Raw genomic sequence first — 17,853 nt, forward strand, 5'->3', positions numbered from 1 at the left:
CCTGCAACTCAATTGAAAAGGCAAAATTATTGAAAGATAATGACGCAAAACCACAGATCTAAGGCATGTAGCTATGATGGCTGGGTTACCGAAAGGAGTGAGGAAGGTAGTTGGTAAAAAAAAGCTTTATATATGTAGTAGTTTTTTTATGTACCGCTGCCCTTGTTTTTACAGATTTGATTTTGACTGAGGAGGCGAGTAGACGGTATCCATTTATATGGACGCTTACTCTCATTCCGAGTATTATCATTATCAATAGGTATCCAAAATGGAGAGTAATTATAGGGGTTGGCGTTTTCTTCAGTTTTGTGAAGTATATAACAGTACTTGCTCAGAATATTCACCCCGGTTCTATTGAATGTAAAGGACTTGTTTTAGATTCAATCATTAATTGGTCTATCCTTCTAACGGTTGGATACTTTATACGAAAATCCCATATATTACTTAAAAAGGTTGAAGATTTGACCATTACAGATACCTTAACTGGAATTTATAATCGAAGATATTTTGATATGTACATGGAAAAAACCATTCCCTTTAGTAAGATGTCGAACAGCCCATTGACCTTTCTTATGTTAGACATAGATCATTTTAAAAAAATTAACGATAGTTATGGGCATCCATGTGGGGATGAAGCACTTAAGCATACTTCAACGATTATTAAGAGCTGCGTAAGGCCATCAGATGCTTTCGTTCGTTTGGGAGGCGAAGAATTCGGGGTTGTAATGCCAAACACCGATGTTGTGGAAGGACTAATTATAGCCGAACGTATACGTAAAGCTGTGGAACAATCAGATTACACGTATAACAATGAACAGATCCATTTTACAATTAGCATAGGACTGTCCAGTTACAATGGAGAGCAAGTAGAGCAGTTTATCGAAAAATCAGATCATGCTTTATATCAAGCAAAGAAAAACGGTAGAAATCAGGTAGTCGTTAATAGATGAGGGTATTAAGTAGAATAAGATTATTCAAAGAGCAGCTAGTCTAACAGGCTGTTCTTTTTTTATTGTACATATTATATTCCACGTAAAGTCATATATAGTTGATGAAAAGAACGATATATCTTATATTTTACATGTCAGTGGGTTACGCAATGAAAGAATACGCTATCTCTGTTTGGCACATCCTGTAACAGAAGATCAATGAGGAGAGTGACGCAATATGAAATATAACGATACGTGGGATTTAGAGAGTATATTTACAGGCGGAACAAATTCAGAAGAAGTACAGACGAAAATTACATCTATAAAAGAAGATATTAAGCGCTATGCAGATCAATTGCAGGACTGGGATAGCGATCCAGCTAACGATGCTTCGAACTTGCAGGGGATATTAACGCAACAAGAAGTCATTGGTAAAGGCTTAGGTCAGGTAGGTACATTTATCAATATGTGGCATGACGCCTTCATGGACGATGAACATGCAAGCGTTGTCAAAGGTCAAGTGATGGAACTTAGCAGTGAAATCCAGCAACTATCCACGATTTTCACTAAAAAACTAGTAGCGATCCCCGATGAAAAATGGCATACACTCCTGCAACAGGATGCTTTTACAAAAATCAGCTTTTCATTGGATGAGATACGTGAACAAGGCAAACGACTGTTATCTGAAGAAGAAGAAAAACTGATTGCTACGTTGAATAAAGATGGTATCGCAGCGTGGAGCGATTTATATAATACAGTAGTCTCCGTTATGACGGTTCCCTTTACAGATCAAGAGGGTCAAACGACTGACCTATCTGTTGGGCAAGCGATGAATAAAATGTACGCTGATCCTGATGTAGAGGTGCGTGCGAAGCTTTTTGAAAACTGGGAAAAAACATGGTCGAAAAATGGACCCATCTTTGCAGACATCCTGAATCATTTAGCGGGTTATCGCTTAACATTACAACAAGCTCACGGAAGAGAAGGTCATTTAGAAGAACCGCTTGAATACAACCGCATGACAGAGAAGACACTTACAGCGATGTGGTCTGCGGTGGACGCACAGAAACAAACGTTTATTGATTATTTAGCACAAAAAGCGGATTTGTTCGGAATGGATCAGTTGGGCTGGCAAGATGTTGAAGCGCCCGTTGCGGTAGGTGAAACAAAACCTACACGATTCACCTATGATGAGGCATGTGATTTTGTTATAGAGCACTTTTCGTCATTTGGTCCAAAACTAACGGACTTTACAAAACACGCGCTAGAAAACCGCTGGGTGGAAGCGGAAGATCGCCCGAATAAACGTCCGGGGGGGGTATTGCACAAGCTTACCGGAATTTGAAGAGTCCCGTATTTTCATGACGTTCACAGGTTCACCAAGTGATACGAGTACATTGGCACATGAATTGGGCCATGCGTTTCATAGTCACGTAATGAAGGATTTACCGGAATTGAACCGTAACTACGCCATGAACGTGGCGGAAACAGCTAGTACGTTTGCTGAAACTATTATTGCAGATGCCACTGTGAAAAACGCTGCATCTACTGAAGAAAAAATATCCCTTTTAGCAAATAAATTAGAAGGCGCAACCGCGATGTTTTTAAATATTCATGCGCGCTTCTTGTTTGAGAATCGCTTTTACACGGAACGTGCACATGGCATTGTATCAGAAAAGCGGTTGAATGAACTAATGGTCAACGCACAAAAAGAAGCATTTGGTGATAGTCTCTCCTCCTATCATCCGCATTTCTGGGCAGCGAAGTTACACTTCTTTATCGATAGTGTACCGTTCTATAATTTCCCGTATACATTTGGTTATTTATTCAGTCTAGGCATTTACGCGGAATATTTGAAGCAACCGGAAGGATTTGAAGAGAAGTATATTGCTTTACTACGAGATACTGGATCAATGAACGTAGAAGACCTAGCAATGAAACATCTGGACGTAGATATCACGAAAGAAGATTTCTGGGTTGCTGGAATTGAGCTCGTTGGAAAAGACGTAGAAGAATTTATTGAATTGACGAATGCTTTAAAGAAGTAAATGTGTAGAAGGTACTTATCTCATGTTCAAGCGGGGTAAGTGCCTTTTTCTACTGATAGATCACGAAGAAATCATAATAGAGCGCTAGACGAATTGCGGGTTGTGCATCGTGTTAGTAAGTAGATTGTCATGTCGTTATTTTTAAGTACAAATCATTTCGCTTGCTATTTGAACATTCTCATGTTATTCTTAAGAAGTATTATCTTTGTTCTTCCGATAGAGAATAGATTTGTCTTTCGTCTAAGGTGATTTGAGCAAGTATAGTAACATATTGTGTGGACATCCACACTAGGAGGCAATTAATTATGGAACAAGGTACAGTAAAATGGTTTAACGCAGAAAAAGGTTTTGGATTCATCGAACGTGAAGCAGGGGAAGACGTATTCGTACATTTCTCAGCAATTCAAAGCGAAGGTTTCAAATCTTTAGACGAAGGTCAAAGCGTAACTTTTGAAATCGAACAAGGACAACGTGGCCTACAAGCTACAAACGTTCAAAAAGCTTAATTATAGCTTTAAAAAGATCCTATATGTAGGATCTTTTTTTTATGCGCTTCATTATCTGCTAATATCGTTCATTCGGATCATTTGATAGCGTTAGACTAGTCCTTCCGTTTCGGCGGAGGGACTTTTTTGTCTACTTCCTAAGTAAACCGGGCATAGACAAAGGATTCTATATAGTTCGGTATTAATTGAATGTTTGAAAAGTAGATGGGATAATAGGATGAATGAAAAAAGTAGAACAGTTTTTTGTGTATATAAAATTTTAATGATAGGAATAGGAGGCCCGAGATGATGTGGAATAACAACGAATTGACAAGAACGTTAGGAATTCGGTATCCAATCATTCAAGCAGGAATGGCTGGCGGGACAACGACACCCGAGTTAGTCGCAGCTGTGTCTAATGCGGGTGGTCTAGGAACGCTAGGCGCTGGATATATGACTGCAGATGAAATGAACGAAACAATTACTAAAATAAAAGAACTAACGGATCGACCTTTCGGGGTCAATCTGTTTATTCCCGAATTCCCGGAACATTGTGATGAAAAGATTGACAAAGCAAATGAACTGTTGCGACCTTTTCGTGAAAAACTAAACGTTGCAGAACCGCAAGTGGGACTGTACTCAACTGAAACCTTTGATAAGCAACTGGAGGTAATTATTCAACAACGGGTAGCCGTTTGTAGTTTTACATTCGGTGTCCCTTCTAAAGAAGTTATCCAACGATTAAAACAAGAAAATATTGTCGTCATCGGTACGGCAACGACGGTTAACGAAGCAATCATCAATGAAGAGTCCGGAATGAATATGGTAGTAGTGCAAGGAAGTGAGGCGGGTGGTCACCGAGGTACGTTTGCAAGCCCCTTTACGGAAGCTATGATTGGCACGATGTCTCTTGTACCGCAAGCTGCAGATCATGTTCACATACCGGTAATCGCGGCTGGAGGAATCATGGATGGCAGAGGTGTGTTAGCCGCTCTTACACTTGGAGCGCAGGCGGTTCAAATGGGAACTGCATTTGTGACCACTGTTGAAAGCGGAGCGAAACAACAACATATCGAAGCAATTTTAACGAGTACAGAAGATCAAACCGTTGTCACATCCGTATTCAGCGGTAAACCAGCAAGAGGTATTCAAAATGAATTTAGTAGGGAACTGCAGCCTTACGAACAAAGTCTGCCAGATTATCCAGTTATGAATACGTTAACTACGGGTATACGAGGTGAGGCCGCCAAGCAAAACCGACCGGAATGGATGCATCTTTGGAGTGGGCAATCGCCGCGTATGAGCAAGAAGCAAACCGTTAACGACTTATTAGCAAACATGGTTTCACAAATTGACGGCATCATGCATAAGAGATAGATGTAATACGTACAGTTCATACCGAATTCAAGCATATAAGCAGAATGTGTTGGAACATATACACAATGTTGTATACTAAGTTAAGAAATGAAAGGAGATGGATCGATGATGACTACATACGAAGAAACGGTAGCAAGTTTTGAAAAAATTGATTCCGCAAGAGCACAAGAGTTGGTAAAAGGGGAAGGCGAGGCCGTCATCTATATCGGCAAGTCTGTATGTCCTTATTGTCAACTATTCGTCCCTAAACTAAAAAAGGTCGCAGGGGAAACGAATACGACAATTTATTATGTCAATAGCGTGGAACCAACAGATATGGATGGTATTTCGGCTTTCCGTAAAGAATACGACATTCCAACAGTTCCAGGTTTCATCTATACGAACGGTGATACAGTAAACGTAAAATGTGATTCATCTATGCCGGAAGAAGAAATCAAAGCTTTTATGAATAAATAATGTACAGGCGCAAATCTACTTGAAGATTTGCGCTTTTTTTATCCTTCTATCACAAGCGCATACATGCGATTAGTAGAAAATTTACATTTCTTTAGCGTGCAGAAGCATCTATCGCCCTACTCAATCATACATCCTCTCTAGCAACAACAAACAAGAAGAGCGTGCGCTGTACTTGATAGTCTATGCACACGTAAAAGGCCACTCATTCGCTTAGGAATGAGTGGCCTTTTCTGTATTTTTTTACGTACGATAATCTTGCACTACCGTAGCTGTTTTTAACTTAAATAAATGCTCGTACGGCTGCACATCGATTTCCATCTCTTTCAGCTTTTTACGCAAGAAGTTATGGTCGCGTTTCGGTGTCGCGAGAATATAGCCTTCGATAATATGGTCGAACTCAATTGTTTTCGCATGATCTTCTAAGGCAGTTTCACCAATTTTCGCAGCGATCTTTTGCTTCGCTACGTCTCGGAAAAGTTCGGGGACGGGTGAGACGAGCTCATTCAGCATGACTTTCGCTTCGTCATTCCATAAATGCAGGGATTCATTAACGAAGTGCTCTTCCCAGTCGAGCGTAGATTTCCCGTCTGCTTTAGGCAATACTTTCAAGAACTTCCGGAACATAAAAAATCCGCCAATGGCAAATAACCCAATGAGTACAACGCCCCAAAATAGGATAAACCACATAAATAGGTCTTGCACTGTTTTCACCTCTTCCATTCTACCTTCTATTATAAGAGGAAATCTAAAATATTTCACTAACTAAGTATCCTTTTCTTCCTTTCATTCTATATAGCGGATGAAAGGAGGTGATCCACATGAGCGCATCACTCGAATTTAATCAAGCAACTGGCAGAATTCACTTTAACGCAGGTGTGAATGACAAAGGATACGTCATTCGTAAAGTGAAGACGTATAAGAATGTTACAAGCCAAGCATCTGCGGCCAATCTGTACACAGCGTTAACACAATTGGCATCACTATCTGACTATCCGATGATTAAGGTAGACAGAGTCATCACAGAAGACATCCAAAATAATTAATGGAAAAGGGGAAGGTAACATATGGCAAAAGTATTGGAGTTGACATTTTTGACTGCGGATCAAGAAATGCTCAAACTAACGGTAGATGAACCGAGCGTGGATTTGACAGCTGCGCAAGTAGAGTTAGTCATGCAGCAAGTCATTGCGAGTGGCGTTTTCGTTATCGAAGAATCACCACTCGCAACGATTAAAAGCGCTCGGATCGTCGAACGCGATACACATACTTTATTGGCACGCTAACGATACGAACAACCGGTTTTCAGTATTTTACTGGAAGCCGGTTTTTTATCTACCATAGAAAGGAGGAGTCGATCATGGAGCAATGGCTACAGCTTGTTCAAGATATAGGGTTTCCGATATTCGTATCGTTTTACCTACTGCATCGTTTAGAAGTGAAGCTAGAAGCGATCCATCAAGTTCTTTCGGATATGAATCGGTAAACTTCACTAGAACTTCATGATTCCGTCAATGATTAGCCAAATTGCATTTACCCTCCGCCTTGTATGGCACCGGAACTTTCGATATGATAAAGTGACTATCAAAAGGTGGAGGAATCAATTATGTATAAAAAGCTTCTTATTCCGTTAACGCTCATTTTTGTGCTGATGTTAAGTGCATGTGGCGGAGAATTTAAACCAGATCATAAGTATAAAGTAGATTCATTCGAATTTACGAATCAAGACAATGAAACTGTAACAGATGAAGACTTAAAAGGTACTGTATGGCTTGCACAGTTCGTCTTTACAAAATGTACGACAGCGTGTCCGCCGATGATGAGCAATATGGTCAGATTGCAAGAGCAATTGATTGATAATAATATAGAAGATTATAAACTTGTTTCATTCAGTGTAGATCCAGATGTAGATACACCAGAAGAACTGAAAAAATATTTAGGATTATTCAGCGCGCCCGACGAAAGTAAATGGGAGATGTTGACTGGTTATGATATGAAAACGATTGAAAAATTAGCCGCTTCATCGTTTAAACAAATCGTTAAGCAAATTCCGAATGACGATCAAGTATTGCACGGTATTTCTTTCGGTTTAGTGAATCAGAAAAACGAAGTAGTTAAACTATATGATGGGAAAGATAATGTCCCATATGATACAATCGTTCAAGATATGAAAGCGTTGATTAAAGAAGGTAACTAAATACTAGGAAGGGTGAGGCAATGGCAATGAAGAAAAGACGATTACGCCGATCCGTCCGCGTAACGATCGCTTTCTTGGTTTTATTCGTACCTGTTGCCGTCACGCTCTTTACGATTTCTGCAATTCTTTTTGTGAATTTCGGGACAAAGGAAGTCATCGATAAATCTGCTGATGTGCTATTTACGATTCACGATCGGCAGACAGGTGCAACGGTACCACAGGAGTATATTCCCATTTATATCGCCGCAGCTGAGGAATACAATATTCCATGGACATTGCTGGCGGCGCACCATCGGATTGAAACTAGATTCTCTACGATGCGTACGGATGTATCACCAGTAGGTGCAGAAGGTCCGATGCAGTTCATGCCGTGTACATTTGTCGGCTGGAATTATCCAGGTTGTAAAGAATTGGGTAAGGGAAGTATCCCGGAAAAAGACAAGACCAATCCGGACGTCATCGCGAAATATGGTGGCTATGGTGTCGATGCTAACGGAGACGGTATTGCCGATCCGTTTGATATGGAAGACGCCATCTTCAGTGCAGCTAACTATTTGTCCGATAGCGGAGCAGCAGATGGTAACATAGAAAAAGCGGTGTTCACCTACAACCATAGTGAAAAGTACGTAGAGGACGTTCTCTGGTATTATCACGAATTTGAAGAACAACGTAAGCAATCCGAAAGACAAGCTAAAAAATAAAACGCGAAGCCAACTTACTGGCTTCGCGTTTTAAATTATTAAGAGGCTTTACGCATACTTTTCATGATCAAGCTAACAATAAATACGAGTACAATCGCACCGATTAACGCAGGGACAAAGTAGAAACTAGAAATCTGTGGACCCCATTCGCCTAACAATGCGCCACCAACCCACGCACCAATAATACCCGCAATAATATTACCTATAATACCGCCTGGAATATCTTTTCCAACAATAAGGCCAGCTAGCCAACCAATAATACCTCCGATAATTAAGAACCAAATAAAGCTCATGTTGCTCATCTCCTTTTAATGTGTTTGTAGCGCTTGCTTAGTATTTGTATTACCATCTTTTTAATACATGAAACATTTATTATTATATAGTATGCAAAAAAAGTTCAGACAGATGGATTTCTGCCTGAACTTTTACTGATTTATTTGGGAATCACCGTAGCACCTAATGTGTTTGTGAAATGCGACAATGCCCAGTCGTGGCCGATCGGATTGAAGCTTGCGACGCCACCTTCGTGAACGAAAATCTTATACCCAAGATTGTACGCATCGACTGCGGTATGTAAAATACAAATATCTGTGCATACGCCTGTTAAATGAATTTCACGAATACCTCTTGAGCGTAATTGAATATCTAAATTCGTACCAGCGAATGCGCTATAACGTGTTTTATCCATCCAAATGATATCTTCTGCATGCGTTTCGTAAAGATCTTGTAGTTTGCCGTAGAGATTTCTCCCGGCCGTGCCTCGAATATTATGCGCAGGGAAGAGGGCGCTTTCTGGATGATAAGGATCATTTTTTTCATGTAGATCATTAATGACGAATACTGGTAGTTGTTGCTCTAAATAGGTAGTCGTTAATTCAGTGATATATTCTTCTAGCGCAATTCCTGGTTCGCCGCATGTTAAGGCACCATCTATTGCGACGAAATCTACCGTATAATCGACTACTAGTAATGCTTTCTTCAATTGAACTCACTCCTTTTTTCTTATTTTGTCATAGTGCCGATTGAATGGCTAGTCATATGTAAAGACACTCAACCGAAGAAACAGATAGTAATTAGTGAAAGATTATTGAATCATATGACAAGAAAAACTTCTTCTTGTTACATTAAATGGAATTTTTATAGAAAAACATAGTCTATTTGAGAATACGAAAGACTAATTGAGAATTCTTAATGATATTTGATTTAGTCATAACGTTTTCTTATGTCTCACTATAAATAATCTGTATTTTACTATTGTTCTTTGCTATACTAAGATGGAGTAGAGGAAAGATGTGTACTTTTCATCTTTCAGTACTTAAGTACATAAAGGGAGGAAATCAACTCATGGCAAAAAGCAATTTGCATAACAGTCGTAAGTCTTTCGAAGTAAATGGAAAGACATATAACTACTACCGTTTAAAAGCTTTAGAAGAAGCAGGAATCGCAAACGTATCTAAACTTCCTTATTCAGTGAAAGTATTACTAGAATCAGTACTTCGTCAACACGACGGATACGTCATCAAAGATGAGCACGTAGAAGACTTGGCTAAATGGGGAACTGTACAAAACGCAGACGCTGAAGTACCATTCAAACCTTCACGCGTAGTCCTTCAAGACTTCACAGGAGTTCCTGTAGTTGTTGATTTAGCTTCATTGCGTTCAGCAATGCAAGAACTAGGTGGAGATCCAAATGAGATCAACCCTGAAATTCCAGTAGATCTAGTAATTGACCACTCTGTACAAGTAGATAGCTATGGTACACCACAAGCTCTTCAAATGAACATGGAGCTTGAATTCGAACGTAATGCTGAGCGTTACCAGTTCTTGAGCTGGGCACAAAAAGCATACGATAACTACCGTGCTGTACCACCTGCAACAGGTATCGTTCACCAAGTAAACTTGGAGTACCTTGCAAACGTTGTTCACGCTGTTGAAAACGAAGATGGTTCATTCGAAACGTACCCAGATACATTGGTAGGAACTGACTCCCACACAACAATGATTAACGGGATCGGCGTACTTGGATGGGGCGTTGGTGGTATTGAAGCTGAAGCAGGAATGCTTGGACAGCCTTCATATTTCCCTATTCCAGAAGTTATCGGTGTAAAATTAGTTGGAGATCTTCCGGAAGGAACGACTGCAACTGACCTAGCACTTAAAGTAACTCAAACTCTTCGCGCACAAGGCGTTGTTAACAAGTTTGTTGAATTCTTCGGCCCTGGCGTATCGAAGTTGCCGCTAGCTGACCGTGCAACAATTGCGAACATGGCTCCAGAATATGGTGCTACATGTGGATTCTTCCCAGTTGACGAAGAAGCTCTAAACTACATGCGCTTAACTGGCCGTGATGAAAACCACATCGCAGTTACAAAGCAATACTTGATCGAAAACGATATGTTCTTCACTCCTGATGCTGAAGAGCCAAACTTCACTAAAGTTGTAGAAATCGACCTAAGTGATATCGCTGCAAACCTTTCAGGTCCTAAGCGTCCACAAGACTTGATTCCATTGACTGAAATGCAACAGTCGTTCAAAGATGCAGTTGTAGCTCCAGAAGGAACGCAAGGCTTCGGTCTAACACCAAAAGAGCTTGAGAAAAAAGGCACAATCGAATTCGCAGATGGCCGTAAAGTTGAATTGAAAACAGGTGACGTTGCAATCGCAGCTATCACATCTTGTACAAACACTTCAAACCCTTACGTTATGTTAGCTGCTGGCTTAGTTGCTAAGAAAGCTGTTGAAAAAGGACTTACACCTCCTGCATATGTTAAAACTTCATTGGCTCCAGGTTCAAAAGTCGTTACTGGCTACTTGAACGATTCTGGTCTTACAGAATATATGGACAAAATTGGTTTCAACACAGTAGGTTACGGATGTACTACATGTATCGGAAACTCCGGTCCATTACTTCCTGAAATCGAAAAAACAATTGGCGACGAAGATCTTCTAGTTACGTCTGTACTTTCTGGTAACCGTAACTTCGAAGGACGCGTACACCCATTCGTTAAAGCGAACTACTTAGCTTCACCACCACTAGTTGTTGCATATGCACTAGCTGGAACTGTGAACATCGACTTCGCTAAAGATCCAATCGGACAAGACAAAGACGGTAACGACGTATTCTTCAAAGACATCTGGCCTTCTACACAAGAAGTTAACGATGTATTGAATGCTACAGTTACTCCTGAATTGTTCCGTAAAGAATATGCTCGCGTATTCACAGAAAACGAAGCGTGGAACGCAATCGAAACTACTGATGATTCATTGTATGATTTCGATGACGCTTCAACGTACATCCAAAATCCTCCGTTCTTCGAAAACCTTTCGAAAGAGCCAGGTCCAATCGAAACACTTGCAGGCTTGCGTGTAATCGGTAAGTTCGGTGATTCAATCACGACTGACCACATTTCACCAGCTGGAGCAATTGGTTTGAATACACCTGCAGGAATCTACTTGCGTGAAAACGGCGTAGAGCCACGTAACTTTAACTCGTACGGATCACGTCGTGGTAACCACGAAGTAATGATGCGCGGAACGTTCGCTAACATCCGTATCCGTAACCAAATCGCTGCTGGCACAGAAGGTGGATTCACTACGTACTGGCCAACTAAAGAAGTTATGCCGATCTATGATGCTGCGATGAAATATCAAGCAGACGGAACAGGTCTTGTAGTTCTTGGCGGTAAAGACTACGGAATGGGTTCTTCACGTGACTGGGCAGCAAAAGGAACGAACTTGCTTGGCATTAAAACAGTTATCGTAGAAAGCTTCGAGCGTATTCACCGTTCAAACCTTGTGATGATGGGTGTACTTCCACTTCAATTCATCAATGGCGAAAACGTTGAGTCTCTAGGCTTAACGGGCGAAGAAGAAATCAGCGTAAATATCGCTGAAGGCGTGAAGCCACGTTCAATCCTTAAAGTCACTGCGAAAGCTCCAGACGGCAAGGTAACTGAATTTGACGCACTAGCTCGTTTCGACTCTGAAGTTGAAATTGACTACTACCGTCACGGTGGAATCCTGCAAATGGTTCTTCGTAACAAGTTGGCTGCAAAGTAAGATAATAGCTTATACAAAGAGTACCCGGCTAAGTCCGGGTACTCTTTTTTAGCATGTAGATGAAGTAATTGGGTGAGGTGAGGGAAAGGATGCCGTTACGCTGCGTTCCAGGCGGACGCGTTCTGGAGGGAGCGCGGTGAGCCAACCGGTCGCAAGCTCCCCTGGTTGTCTCACCTGTCGCTCTGATCCTCCCAGAGTCGCCGCCTTACACTACGCTTCACTAGCATATTCTTCTGAAGGAAGCGAGTAAGATCTTCAGCTTTTGACCTGGATTTTTAAATTGAACTTAAAGTGGTAAAGAACAGAAACTATGTTACTTGAAAACTTCAATGAAGTTTCAAACTATTTCAATTCTTAATGTAGGATTGAAGCGAAAGAAGGGGCGACTCCGGGAGGATCAGCGTGCGCCTTGAGACCCCACAGGTAGCGTTAGCGGACGAGGAGGCTCAAGCCACGCCCTCCGGAAAGCGTCCCCTTCTGTAGCGAAAGCCGTTGCGTAGTACGGCTTTTGCGAGTAAAAGCGTAGCGTTAGGAGCATATCTTTGCCGTAAATCCCGGACCACACACCAAGTTCCAATTTCTATTTCAACCTTTATTAACATTTCCCGATGTTTTCACAAGCCAACTGAATTTACATTCGCTATACTAGAGAGTGGGGTGATTATACATGTTCAGCAGTGAAAAACAAATTGAAGTTCGCTATGCAGAAACGGATCAGATGGGTGTGGTGTACCATGCGAACTATCTCGTCTGGATGGAAATCGGGCGTACGACGCTTATCCAAGACCTAGGCTTCCGCTACGCACAACTAGAGAAGGACGGCTACTTAGCGCCGGTTACAGAGCTCTCAGTGAAATATAAGACATCCATTACCTATGGAGAAACGATCACGGTCCGCACGTGGGTCGAGTCGCACGGCAAGCTTCGTACCGTCTATGGCTATGAAATCTTACATGCAGACGGCACGATAGCGGCAACTGCCATTTCGGAGCACGTAATTGTAAAGAAAGAAAGTTTCCGACCGATCGCTTTACGTAAAGTTCATCCAGAGTGGGATGCGAAATATTCGGAAATTCGGCGGGTGAAAGACTGATGGCATTTGGCATCAATCGTCAGCAATTGCGAGACTGGAAGAGGGAAGTGGAACAGGGACACATCGCTTTTTTAACGCATTACTGGTTGGATGATCGCTTTCCGAACGTCAATACCGTCACAAAAGTAGGGTGCAACGACCTGGATAAGCTAGTAGAGTGGGGAGAACAATACGGTTTACGCCGTGAGTGGATTCATTCGAGAGAAAAATATCCTCATTTTGATCTGCTAGGCGAACGCCAAGTAGAAATTTTAAAAAAAGAACAGCGCTTTGATCAATTAAGTCGATTAAAAAATGGTAAGCATAACTCATTGTAGGAGTTGTGCTTACCATTTTATTTTAATTCGTGCGATGATAATGAAATGCTAGTTCTTCGCTCGCAGGGTGCGTATCTACATGCAAATCATGTGCATCAAAGAACCAAAGATCGCGCGCTTCTACATAAAAATGAACACCATCGATCACGGTTTCTGCCGCAATTTCATCGGGTATTTCTTTTGTAATACCAATTGAAAAACCTTCATGTAATGGACTTGATCCGCCATAACGTGCAAAAAACTTTACATAGTCACCTGAAGCGGTTTCCATTTCATCTTGGAACCAGTGAATAGCCTTTTCTGATACCTTGATATTCATGCAGTAAAACGTCCTTTCTAGGTTATAACCACTTGATCTTCGGTTCCGTTCCATCCTTAATGCGGCTAATATTGGCACGGTGGCGATAGAAAATGAAGAAGGCCATCAGTGTGACGACTAATAATAAGTAAAGATCGCCGCTCATTACGTAATAAATTAGACAATAGATGGGTCCGAGAATCGAGACGATGATTGACGTTAACGATACCATTTTCGTTAGCTTTAAAGCAATCAAGAACGTTATGATCACTAGCAAGAAAATCGGCCAACTATAACCAAGTAAGACGCCGCCTGACGTTGCGACCGCTTTACCGCCTCTTAACCCTGCGAAAATCGGGAAAATATGGCCTAGTACAGCGATGACACCGAGTATCAATGGATGAATGCTTGTACCGTCGAAGAATGGTAGTAGAGGCAATAGAACAGCAGCTGTTCCTTTGAAAATATCAAGTAGCGTCACCACTATGCCTGCTTTTTTACCAAGTACCCGGAATGTATTCGTAGCACCCATATTGCCGCTGCCGTGCTTTCGAACATCGGTTTGATAAAATAGTTTCCCAATCCATAAAGCGGAAGGTATCGAACCGAGCAGATAGGCTGCTAGAATGATCATATAATTATCCATAATGAACCCCTTTTGCATGTATAAGTGTTTGCTTTAAGTGTAGCAGAAGCACAAGTTTTGGACAATAATAGTTTTCTATTAGGCTCTACAGAACACGGAAATATGGACAACCTCAAAAAAATCGTTCCGAACGTTGTCACTGTTTCCGCATTGCATTCCTCACATTTCTTCTATACAATAGGTTGAGCTGAAACAAAACGTTGATTTGACAAGGTTTATCAGAAGATGTATGATAAAAATAAGAGAACATTTGTTTGACGGGGGTTTCATTTTGACGAAACATAAAATTCAAAATACGTATGATGATAGTTCAATCCAAATTTTAGAAGGCTTAGAAGCAGTACGAAAAAGACCTGGGATGTATATCGGTTCCACGGATACTAGAGGATTACATCACTTAGTATATGAAATTGTCGATAACTCAGTCGATGAAGCATTGGCTGGATTCGGTAATGAAATCGATGTAAAAATCCATAAAGATGGCAGCGTAAGTGTTCGAGATTACGGACGCGGGATGCCAACAGGGAAGCACCAATCTGGAAAACCAACTGCAGAAGTCATATTGACCGTATTGCACGCAGGTGGAAAGTTCGGTCAAGGCGGCTACAAGACAAGTGGTGGATTGCACGGTGTAGGGGCGTCAGTCGTCAACGCGCTATCTGAATGGTTGGAAGTAACGATTTATCGCGAAGGCAAAAAATTTCGTCAGCGTTTTGAAAATGGTGGAAAGCCGGCTACAACGCTTGAACAAATCGGCACGACGAAAGAGACGGGTACGGTTATCCATTTCAAACCAGACACAACGATCTTTTCAACGATCAAATACCAATACGACACACTGGCTGAAAGATTGCGTGAGTCCGCTTTTCTATTAAAAGGTTTAAAGATTACGTTACAAGAAGAAGGCACCGACAAATCAGACGTCTTCCATTACGAATCTGGTATTGAAGCGTTTATCGAATACTTGAATGAAGAAAAAGACGTGCTGCATGAAGTGGCATATTTAGAAGGCGAAGTAGACGGGATCGAAGTTGAGTTTGCTTTCCAATTTAGCGATGGCTATGCTGAAACGATTCTTTCATTCGTCAATAACGTACGTACAAAAGACGGCGGGACGCATGAAACAGGTGCGAAAGCGGCGATGACTCGTGTGGTGAATGAGTACGCCCGTAAAGCAGGATTACTGAAAGAAAAAGATAAGAACTTAGATGGCTCCGATATTCGTGAAGGAATTGCGGCGATTGTTTCCGTCCGCATTCCTGAAGAAATCTTGCAGTTTGAAGGCCAGACAAAAGGGAAATTAGGTACAAGTGAAGCACGTACCGTAACAGATGCGGTCGTTTCTCAGAAGCTATTGTACTTTTTAGAAGAAAATGCTGAGTTAAGTGCGAATCTGGTGCGTAAAGCGATTCGTGCGCACCAAGCACGTGAAGCAGCGAGAAAAGCGCGAGAAGATGCACGTTCGGGTAAAAAACGTAGAAAGTCTGATACGTTATTGTCAGGTAAACTAACACCTGCACAATCGAGAAACGCTGCGAAGAATGAATTGTATCTTGTCGAAGGTGACTCTGCGGGCGGTTCCGCTAAACAAGGTCGTGATCGTACGTTCCAAGCGATCTTGCCACTACGAGGTAAAGTAATCAATACTGAAAAAGCGAAACTTGAAGATATTATGAAAAATGAAGAAATCAATACGATCATCCATGCGATTGGTGCAGGTGTCGGTGCAGATTTCCAAATTGAAAATGCAGCCTACGATAAAATCATCATCATGACCGATGCCGATACAGACGGTGCACATATCCAAGTTTTATTGCTAACATTCTTTTATCGCTATATGAAGCCGTTAATCGAAGCTGGAAAAGTATATATTGCACTGCCACCTTTGTTTAAAGTGTTCAAAGGGTCTGGTAAAAGTGAAAAACTAGCGTATGCATGGACAGAATCCGATTTAGCTGAAGCGATGAAGAAAATCGGTAAAGGCTATATGCTTCAACGCTATAAAGGTCTTGGTGAGATGAATGCCGATCAATTATGGGAAACGACGATGAATCCTGAAACGCGTACATTGATCCGTGTTACGATTGAGGATGGCGCGAAGTCAGAACGTCGTGTAACTACGTTGATGGGTGATAAAGTCGAACCACGTCGTAAATGGATTGAAGAAAATGTCGATTTTGGTTTAATTGAAGAACATAATATATTAGATAATGCATTTATACATGTTGAGGGGGATATGGAATGACCCATTCAGAAACGTTTCAAGATCTACCTTTAGAAGAAGTTATTGGTGATCGATTTGGGCGTTACAGTAAGTATATTATCCAAGACCGCGCGATACCAGATGCGCGGGACGGCTTAAAGCCAGTTCAGCGTCGAATCCTCTACGCGATGTTCCATGAAGGAAATACGCATGATAAAGCGTTCCGTAAGTCAGCGAAAACAGTCGGTAACGTAATCGGTAACTACCATCCGCACGGCGATACGTCTGTGTATGATGCGATGGTACGTATGAGTCAGTCATGGAAATTACGTCATGAAATGATTGATATGCACGGGAATAACGGATCCGTAGACGGTGACTCAGCTGCTGCGATGCGTTATACAGAAGCTCGTTTATCAGCCATTGCTAGCGAAATGCTACGTGATATCCGTAAAGAAACGGTCGATTTTGCACCGAACTTTGATGATACTGAACTAGAACCAACCGTTTTACCCGGGCGATTCCCTAATTTGCTCGTCAACGGCTCGACAGGTATCTCAGCAGGCTACGCAACAGACATTCCACCTCATGCCCTGCATGAGGTGATTGATGCCGTATTAATGCGCCTGAAGAACCCTGACGTGAGTGTGGAAGAGTTGATGACAGTCATTCCGGGACCTGATTTCCCTACAGGGGCAATTATTCAAGGGACAGACGGTATACGAACAGCTTATAAAACGGGTAAAGGGCGCTTCATTATCCGTGCTAAATGGGAAATTGAGCAACTAAAAGCTGGTAAAACACAAATCGCCATTACGGAAATTCCGTATGATGTCAATAAAGCGAATTTAGTGAAGAAAATGGACGAATTGCGCCATGACCGTAAACTTGACGGCATTGCGGAAATTCGTGATGAATCGGATCGTACAGGCTTGCGCATTGTCGTGGAACTGAAGAAAGATATGGATGGCAATGCGATTATGCAATATTTACTTAAGCATACCGATTTGCAGATCACGTATAACTTCAATATGATCGCAATCGCAG

Annotated in this window: 18 protein-coding genes, 2 pseudogenes and 1 riboswitch (1 of these 21 running past the window's edge); of the genes and pseudogenes, 15 read left to right on the forward strand and 5 right to left on the reverse strand. The window is 41.6% G+C overall.

Annotated features, from left to right (window positions below):
* Positions 1–9: 9 nt before the first annotated feature.
* Positions 10–93: riboswitch (cyclic di-GMP riboswitch) on the forward strand.
* Positions 94–110: 17 nt separating this feature from the next.
* From ORD22_RS02140 to ORD22_RS02160, 5 genes and pseudogenes are all read left to right on the forward strand, one after another.
* Complete coding sequence (locus ORD22_RS02140) at positions 111–950, forward strand: GGDEF domain-containing protein (protein WP_317644224.1); 840 nt, start codon at positions 111–113, stop codon at positions 948–950.
* Between the two features lie 217 nt (positions 951–1,167).
* Positions 1,168–2,977: pseudogene (locus ORD22_RS02145) on the forward strand (M3 family oligoendopeptidase).
* Between the two features lie 305 nt (positions 2,978–3,282).
* Positions 3,283–3,483: a cold-shock protein gene (locus ORD22_RS02150; protein ID WP_025783429.1), complete on the forward strand. Its 201-nt coding sequence runs from the start codon at positions 3,283–3,285 to the stop codon at positions 3,481–3,483.
* 288 nt (positions 3,484–3,771) lie between these two features.
* Positions 3,772–4,839 carry an NAD(P)H-dependent flavin oxidoreductase gene (locus tag ORD22_RS02155; protein ID WP_317644409.1) on the forward strand — a complete coding sequence of 356 codons (1,068 nt, stop codon included), beginning with the start codon at positions 3,772–3,774 and terminating at the stop codon, positions 4,837–4,839.
* A 105-nt stretch (positions 4,840–4,944) separates the two neighbouring features.
* The gene (locus ORD22_RS02160; protein WP_317644225.1) at positions 4,945–5,295 is read left to right on the forward strand and encodes a DUF6568 family protein; all 351 of its coding nucleotides are present in this window, start codon (positions 4,945–4,947) and stop codon (positions 5,293–5,295) included.
* 240 nt (positions 5,296–5,535) lie between these two features.
* Here ORD22_RS02160 and ORD22_RS02165 read toward each other — a convergent pair whose 3' ends face one another.
* On the reverse strand, positions 5,536–5,982 hold the full coding sequence (locus tag ORD22_RS02165) for a DUF2621 domain-containing protein (RefSeq protein WP_411567611.1): 447 nt from the start codon (positions 5,980–5,982) through the stop codon (positions 5,536–5,538).
* A 131-nt stretch (positions 5,983–6,113) separates the two neighbouring features.
* Between ORD22_RS02165 and ORD22_RS02170 the strand changes: the two genes are divergently transcribed.
* From ORD22_RS02170 to ORD22_RS02190, 5 genes are all read left to right on the forward strand, one after another.
* Complete coding sequence (locus ORD22_RS02170) at positions 6,114–6,338, forward strand: DUF1659 domain-containing protein (protein ID WP_317644226.1); 225 nt, start codon at positions 6,114–6,116, stop codon at positions 6,336–6,338.
* 21 nt (positions 6,339–6,359) lie between these two features.
* Positions 6,360–6,578 carry a DUF2922 domain-containing protein gene (locus ORD22_RS02175; RefSeq protein WP_317644228.1) on the forward strand — a complete coding sequence of 73 codons (219 nt, stop codon included), beginning with the start codon at positions 6,360–6,362 and terminating at the stop codon, positions 6,576–6,578.
* A gap of 74 nt (positions 6,579–6,652) precedes the next feature.
* Complete coding sequence (locus ORD22_RS02180) at positions 6,653–6,778, forward strand: YvrJ family protein (RefSeq protein WP_099688982.1); 126 nt, start codon at positions 6,653–6,655, stop codon at positions 6,776–6,778.
* Positions 6,779–6,898: 120 nt separating this feature from the next.
* Positions 6,899–7,489 carry an SCO family protein gene (locus tag ORD22_RS02185; protein WP_317644229.1) on the forward strand — a complete coding sequence of 197 codons (591 nt, stop codon included), beginning with the start codon at positions 6,899–6,901 and terminating at the stop codon, positions 7,487–7,489.
* 26 nt (positions 7,490–7,515) lie between these two features.
* Positions 7,516–8,190, forward strand: a complete 675-nt coding sequence (locus tag ORD22_RS02190; protein ID WP_317644412.1) for a lytic transglycosylase domain-containing protein — start codon at positions 7,516–7,518, stop codon at positions 8,188–8,190.
* 38 nt (positions 8,191–8,228) lie between these two features.
* Here the strand turns inward: ORD22_RS02190 and ORD22_RS02195 are convergent, their stop codons facing one another.
* Both ORD22_RS02195 and ORD22_RS02200 read right to left on the reverse strand, forming a co-directional pair.
* Complete coding sequence (locus ORD22_RS02195) at positions 8,229–8,483, reverse strand: GlsB/YeaQ/YmgE family stress response membrane protein (RefSeq protein WP_317644231.1); 255 nt, start codon at positions 8,481–8,483, stop codon at positions 8,229–8,231.
* A gap of 140 nt (positions 8,484–8,623) precedes the next feature.
* Positions 8,624–9,172: a cysteine hydrolase family protein gene (locus tag ORD22_RS02200; RefSeq protein WP_317644232.1), complete on the reverse strand. Its 549-nt coding sequence runs from the start codon at positions 9,170–9,172 to the stop codon at positions 8,624–8,626.
* Between the two features lie 362 nt (positions 9,173–9,534).
* Here ORD22_RS02200 and acnA point away from each other — a divergent pair, with 362 nt between their 5' ends.
* The 3 genes from acnA to ORD22_RS02215 all read left to right on the forward strand — a co-directional run bounded on the left by acnA (position 9,535) and on the right by ORD22_RS02215 (position 13,659).
* Positions 9,535–12,249 (forward strand): aconitate hydratase AcnA, encoded by a 2,715-nt coding sequence (gene acnA, locus ORD22_RS02205; protein WP_317644233.1) that lies wholly within the window; start codon positions 9,535–9,537, stop codon positions 12,247–12,249.
* A gap of 667 nt (positions 12,250–12,916) precedes the next feature.
* A complete protein-coding gene (locus tag ORD22_RS02210; protein WP_317644234.1) occupies positions 12,917–13,342 on the forward strand; it encodes an acyl-CoA thioesterase in 426 nt (141 codons plus the stop codon).
* Complete coding sequence (locus tag ORD22_RS02215) at positions 13,342–13,659, forward strand: hypothetical protein (protein ID WP_317644237.1); 318 nt, start codon at positions 13,342–13,344, stop codon at positions 13,657–13,659. Before ORD22_RS02210 ends, ORD22_RS02215 begins: the two co-directional genes overlap by 1 nt.
* Positions 13,660–13,681: 22 nt before the next feature.
* Here ORD22_RS02215 and ORD22_RS02220 read toward each other — a convergent pair whose 3' ends face one another.
* On the reverse strand, positions 13,682–13,978 hold the full coding sequence (locus ORD22_RS02220; RefSeq protein WP_317644238.1) for a HesB/YadR/YfhF family protein: 297 nt from the start codon (positions 13,976–13,978) through the stop codon (positions 13,682–13,684).
* 22 nt (positions 13,979–14,000) lie between these two features.
* The gene (gene plsY / locus ORD22_RS02225) at positions 14,001–14,603 is read right to left on the reverse strand and encodes a glycerol-3-phosphate 1-O-acyltransferase PlsY (protein ID WP_317644239.1); all 603 of its coding nucleotides are present in this window, start codon (positions 14,601–14,603) and stop codon (positions 14,001–14,003) included.
* Between the two features lie 229 nt (positions 14,604–14,832).
* On the opposite strand from plsY, the gene parE reads away from it, so the two are divergent.
* Positions 14,833–16,848 carry a DNA topoisomerase IV subunit B gene (parE, locus tag ORD22_RS02230; RefSeq protein ID WP_317644240.1) on the forward strand — a complete coding sequence of 672 codons (2,016 nt, stop codon included), beginning with the start codon at positions 14,833–14,835 and terminating at the stop codon, positions 16,846–16,848.
* A pseudogene (parC, locus tag ORD22_RS02235) lies at positions 16,845–17,853 on the forward strand (DNA topoisomerase IV subunit A); it runs 1,386 nt beyond the window's last position. The gene parE and the pseudogene parC overlap by 4 nt, the downstream one beginning before the upstream one ends.

This window comes from Sporosarcina sp. GW1-11 (genome assembly GCF_033088395.1).
Lineage (GTDB): Bacteria > Bacillota > Bacilli > Bacillales_A > Planococcaceae > Sporosarcina.

Excerpts from the sequence above, each read along its gene's own strand:
- ORD22_RS02170 (WP_317644226.1), top strand. The coding sequence starts at position 6,114 with ATGAGCGCATCACTCGAATTTAATCAAGCAACTGGCAGAATTCACTTT.
- ORD22_RS02190 (WP_317644412.1), top strand. The coding sequence starts at position 7,516 with ATGAAGAAAAGACGATTACGCCGATCCGTCCGCGTAACGATCGCTTTC.
- ORD22_RS02185 (WP_317644229.1), top strand. The coding sequence starts at position 6,899 with ATGTATAAAAAGCTTCTTATTCCGTTAACGCTCATTTTTGTGCTGATG.
- ORD22_RS02165 (WP_411567611.1), bottom strand. The coding sequence starts at position 5,982 with ATGTGGTTTATCCTATTTTGGGGCGTTGTACTCATTGGGTTATTTGCC.
- ORD22_RS02160 (WP_317644225.1), top strand. The coding sequence starts at position 4,945 with ATGATGACTACATACGAAGAAACGGTAGCAAGTTTTGAAAAAATTGAT.
- ORD22_RS02155 (WP_317644409.1), top strand. The coding sequence starts at position 3,772 with ATGTGGAATAACAACGAATTGACAAGAACGTTAGGAATTCGGTATCCA.
- ORD22_RS02195 (WP_317644231.1), bottom strand. The coding sequence starts at position 8,483 with ATGAGCTTTATTTGGTTCTTAATTATCGGAGGTATTATTGGTTGGCTA.
- ORD22_RS02180 (WP_099688982.1), top strand. The coding sequence starts at position 6,653 with ATGGAGCAATGGCTACAGCTTGTTCAAGATATAGGGTTTCCGATATTC.
- parE (WP_317644240.1), top strand. The coding sequence starts at position 14,833 with ATGATAAAAATAAGAGAACATTTGTTTGACGGGGGTTTCATTTTGACG.
- acnA (WP_317644233.1), top strand. The coding sequence starts at position 9,535 with ATGGCAAAAAGCAATTTGCATAACAGTCGTAAGTCTTTCGAAGTAAAT.
- ORD22_RS02175 (WP_317644228.1), top strand. The coding sequence starts at position 6,360 with ATGGCAAAAGTATTGGAGTTGACATTTTTGACTGCGGATCAAGAAATG.
- ORD22_RS02220 (WP_317644238.1), bottom strand. The coding sequence starts at position 13,978 with ATGAATATCAAGGTATCAGAAAAGGCTATTCACTGGTTCCAAGATGAA.
- ORD22_RS02215 (WP_317644237.1), top strand. The coding sequence starts at position 13,342 with ATGGCATTTGGCATCAATCGTCAGCAATTGCGAGACTGGAAGAGGGAA.
- plsY (WP_317644239.1), bottom strand. The coding sequence starts at position 14,603 with ATGGATAATTATATGATCATTCTAGCAGCCTATCTGCTCGGTTCGATA.
- ORD22_RS02150 (WP_025783429.1), top strand. The coding sequence starts at position 3,283 with ATGGAACAAGGTACAGTAAAATGGTTTAACGCAGAAAAAGGTTTTGGA.
- ORD22_RS02210 (WP_317644234.1), top strand. The coding sequence starts at position 12,917 with ATGTTCAGCAGTGAAAAACAAATTGAAGTTCGCTATGCAGAAACGGAT.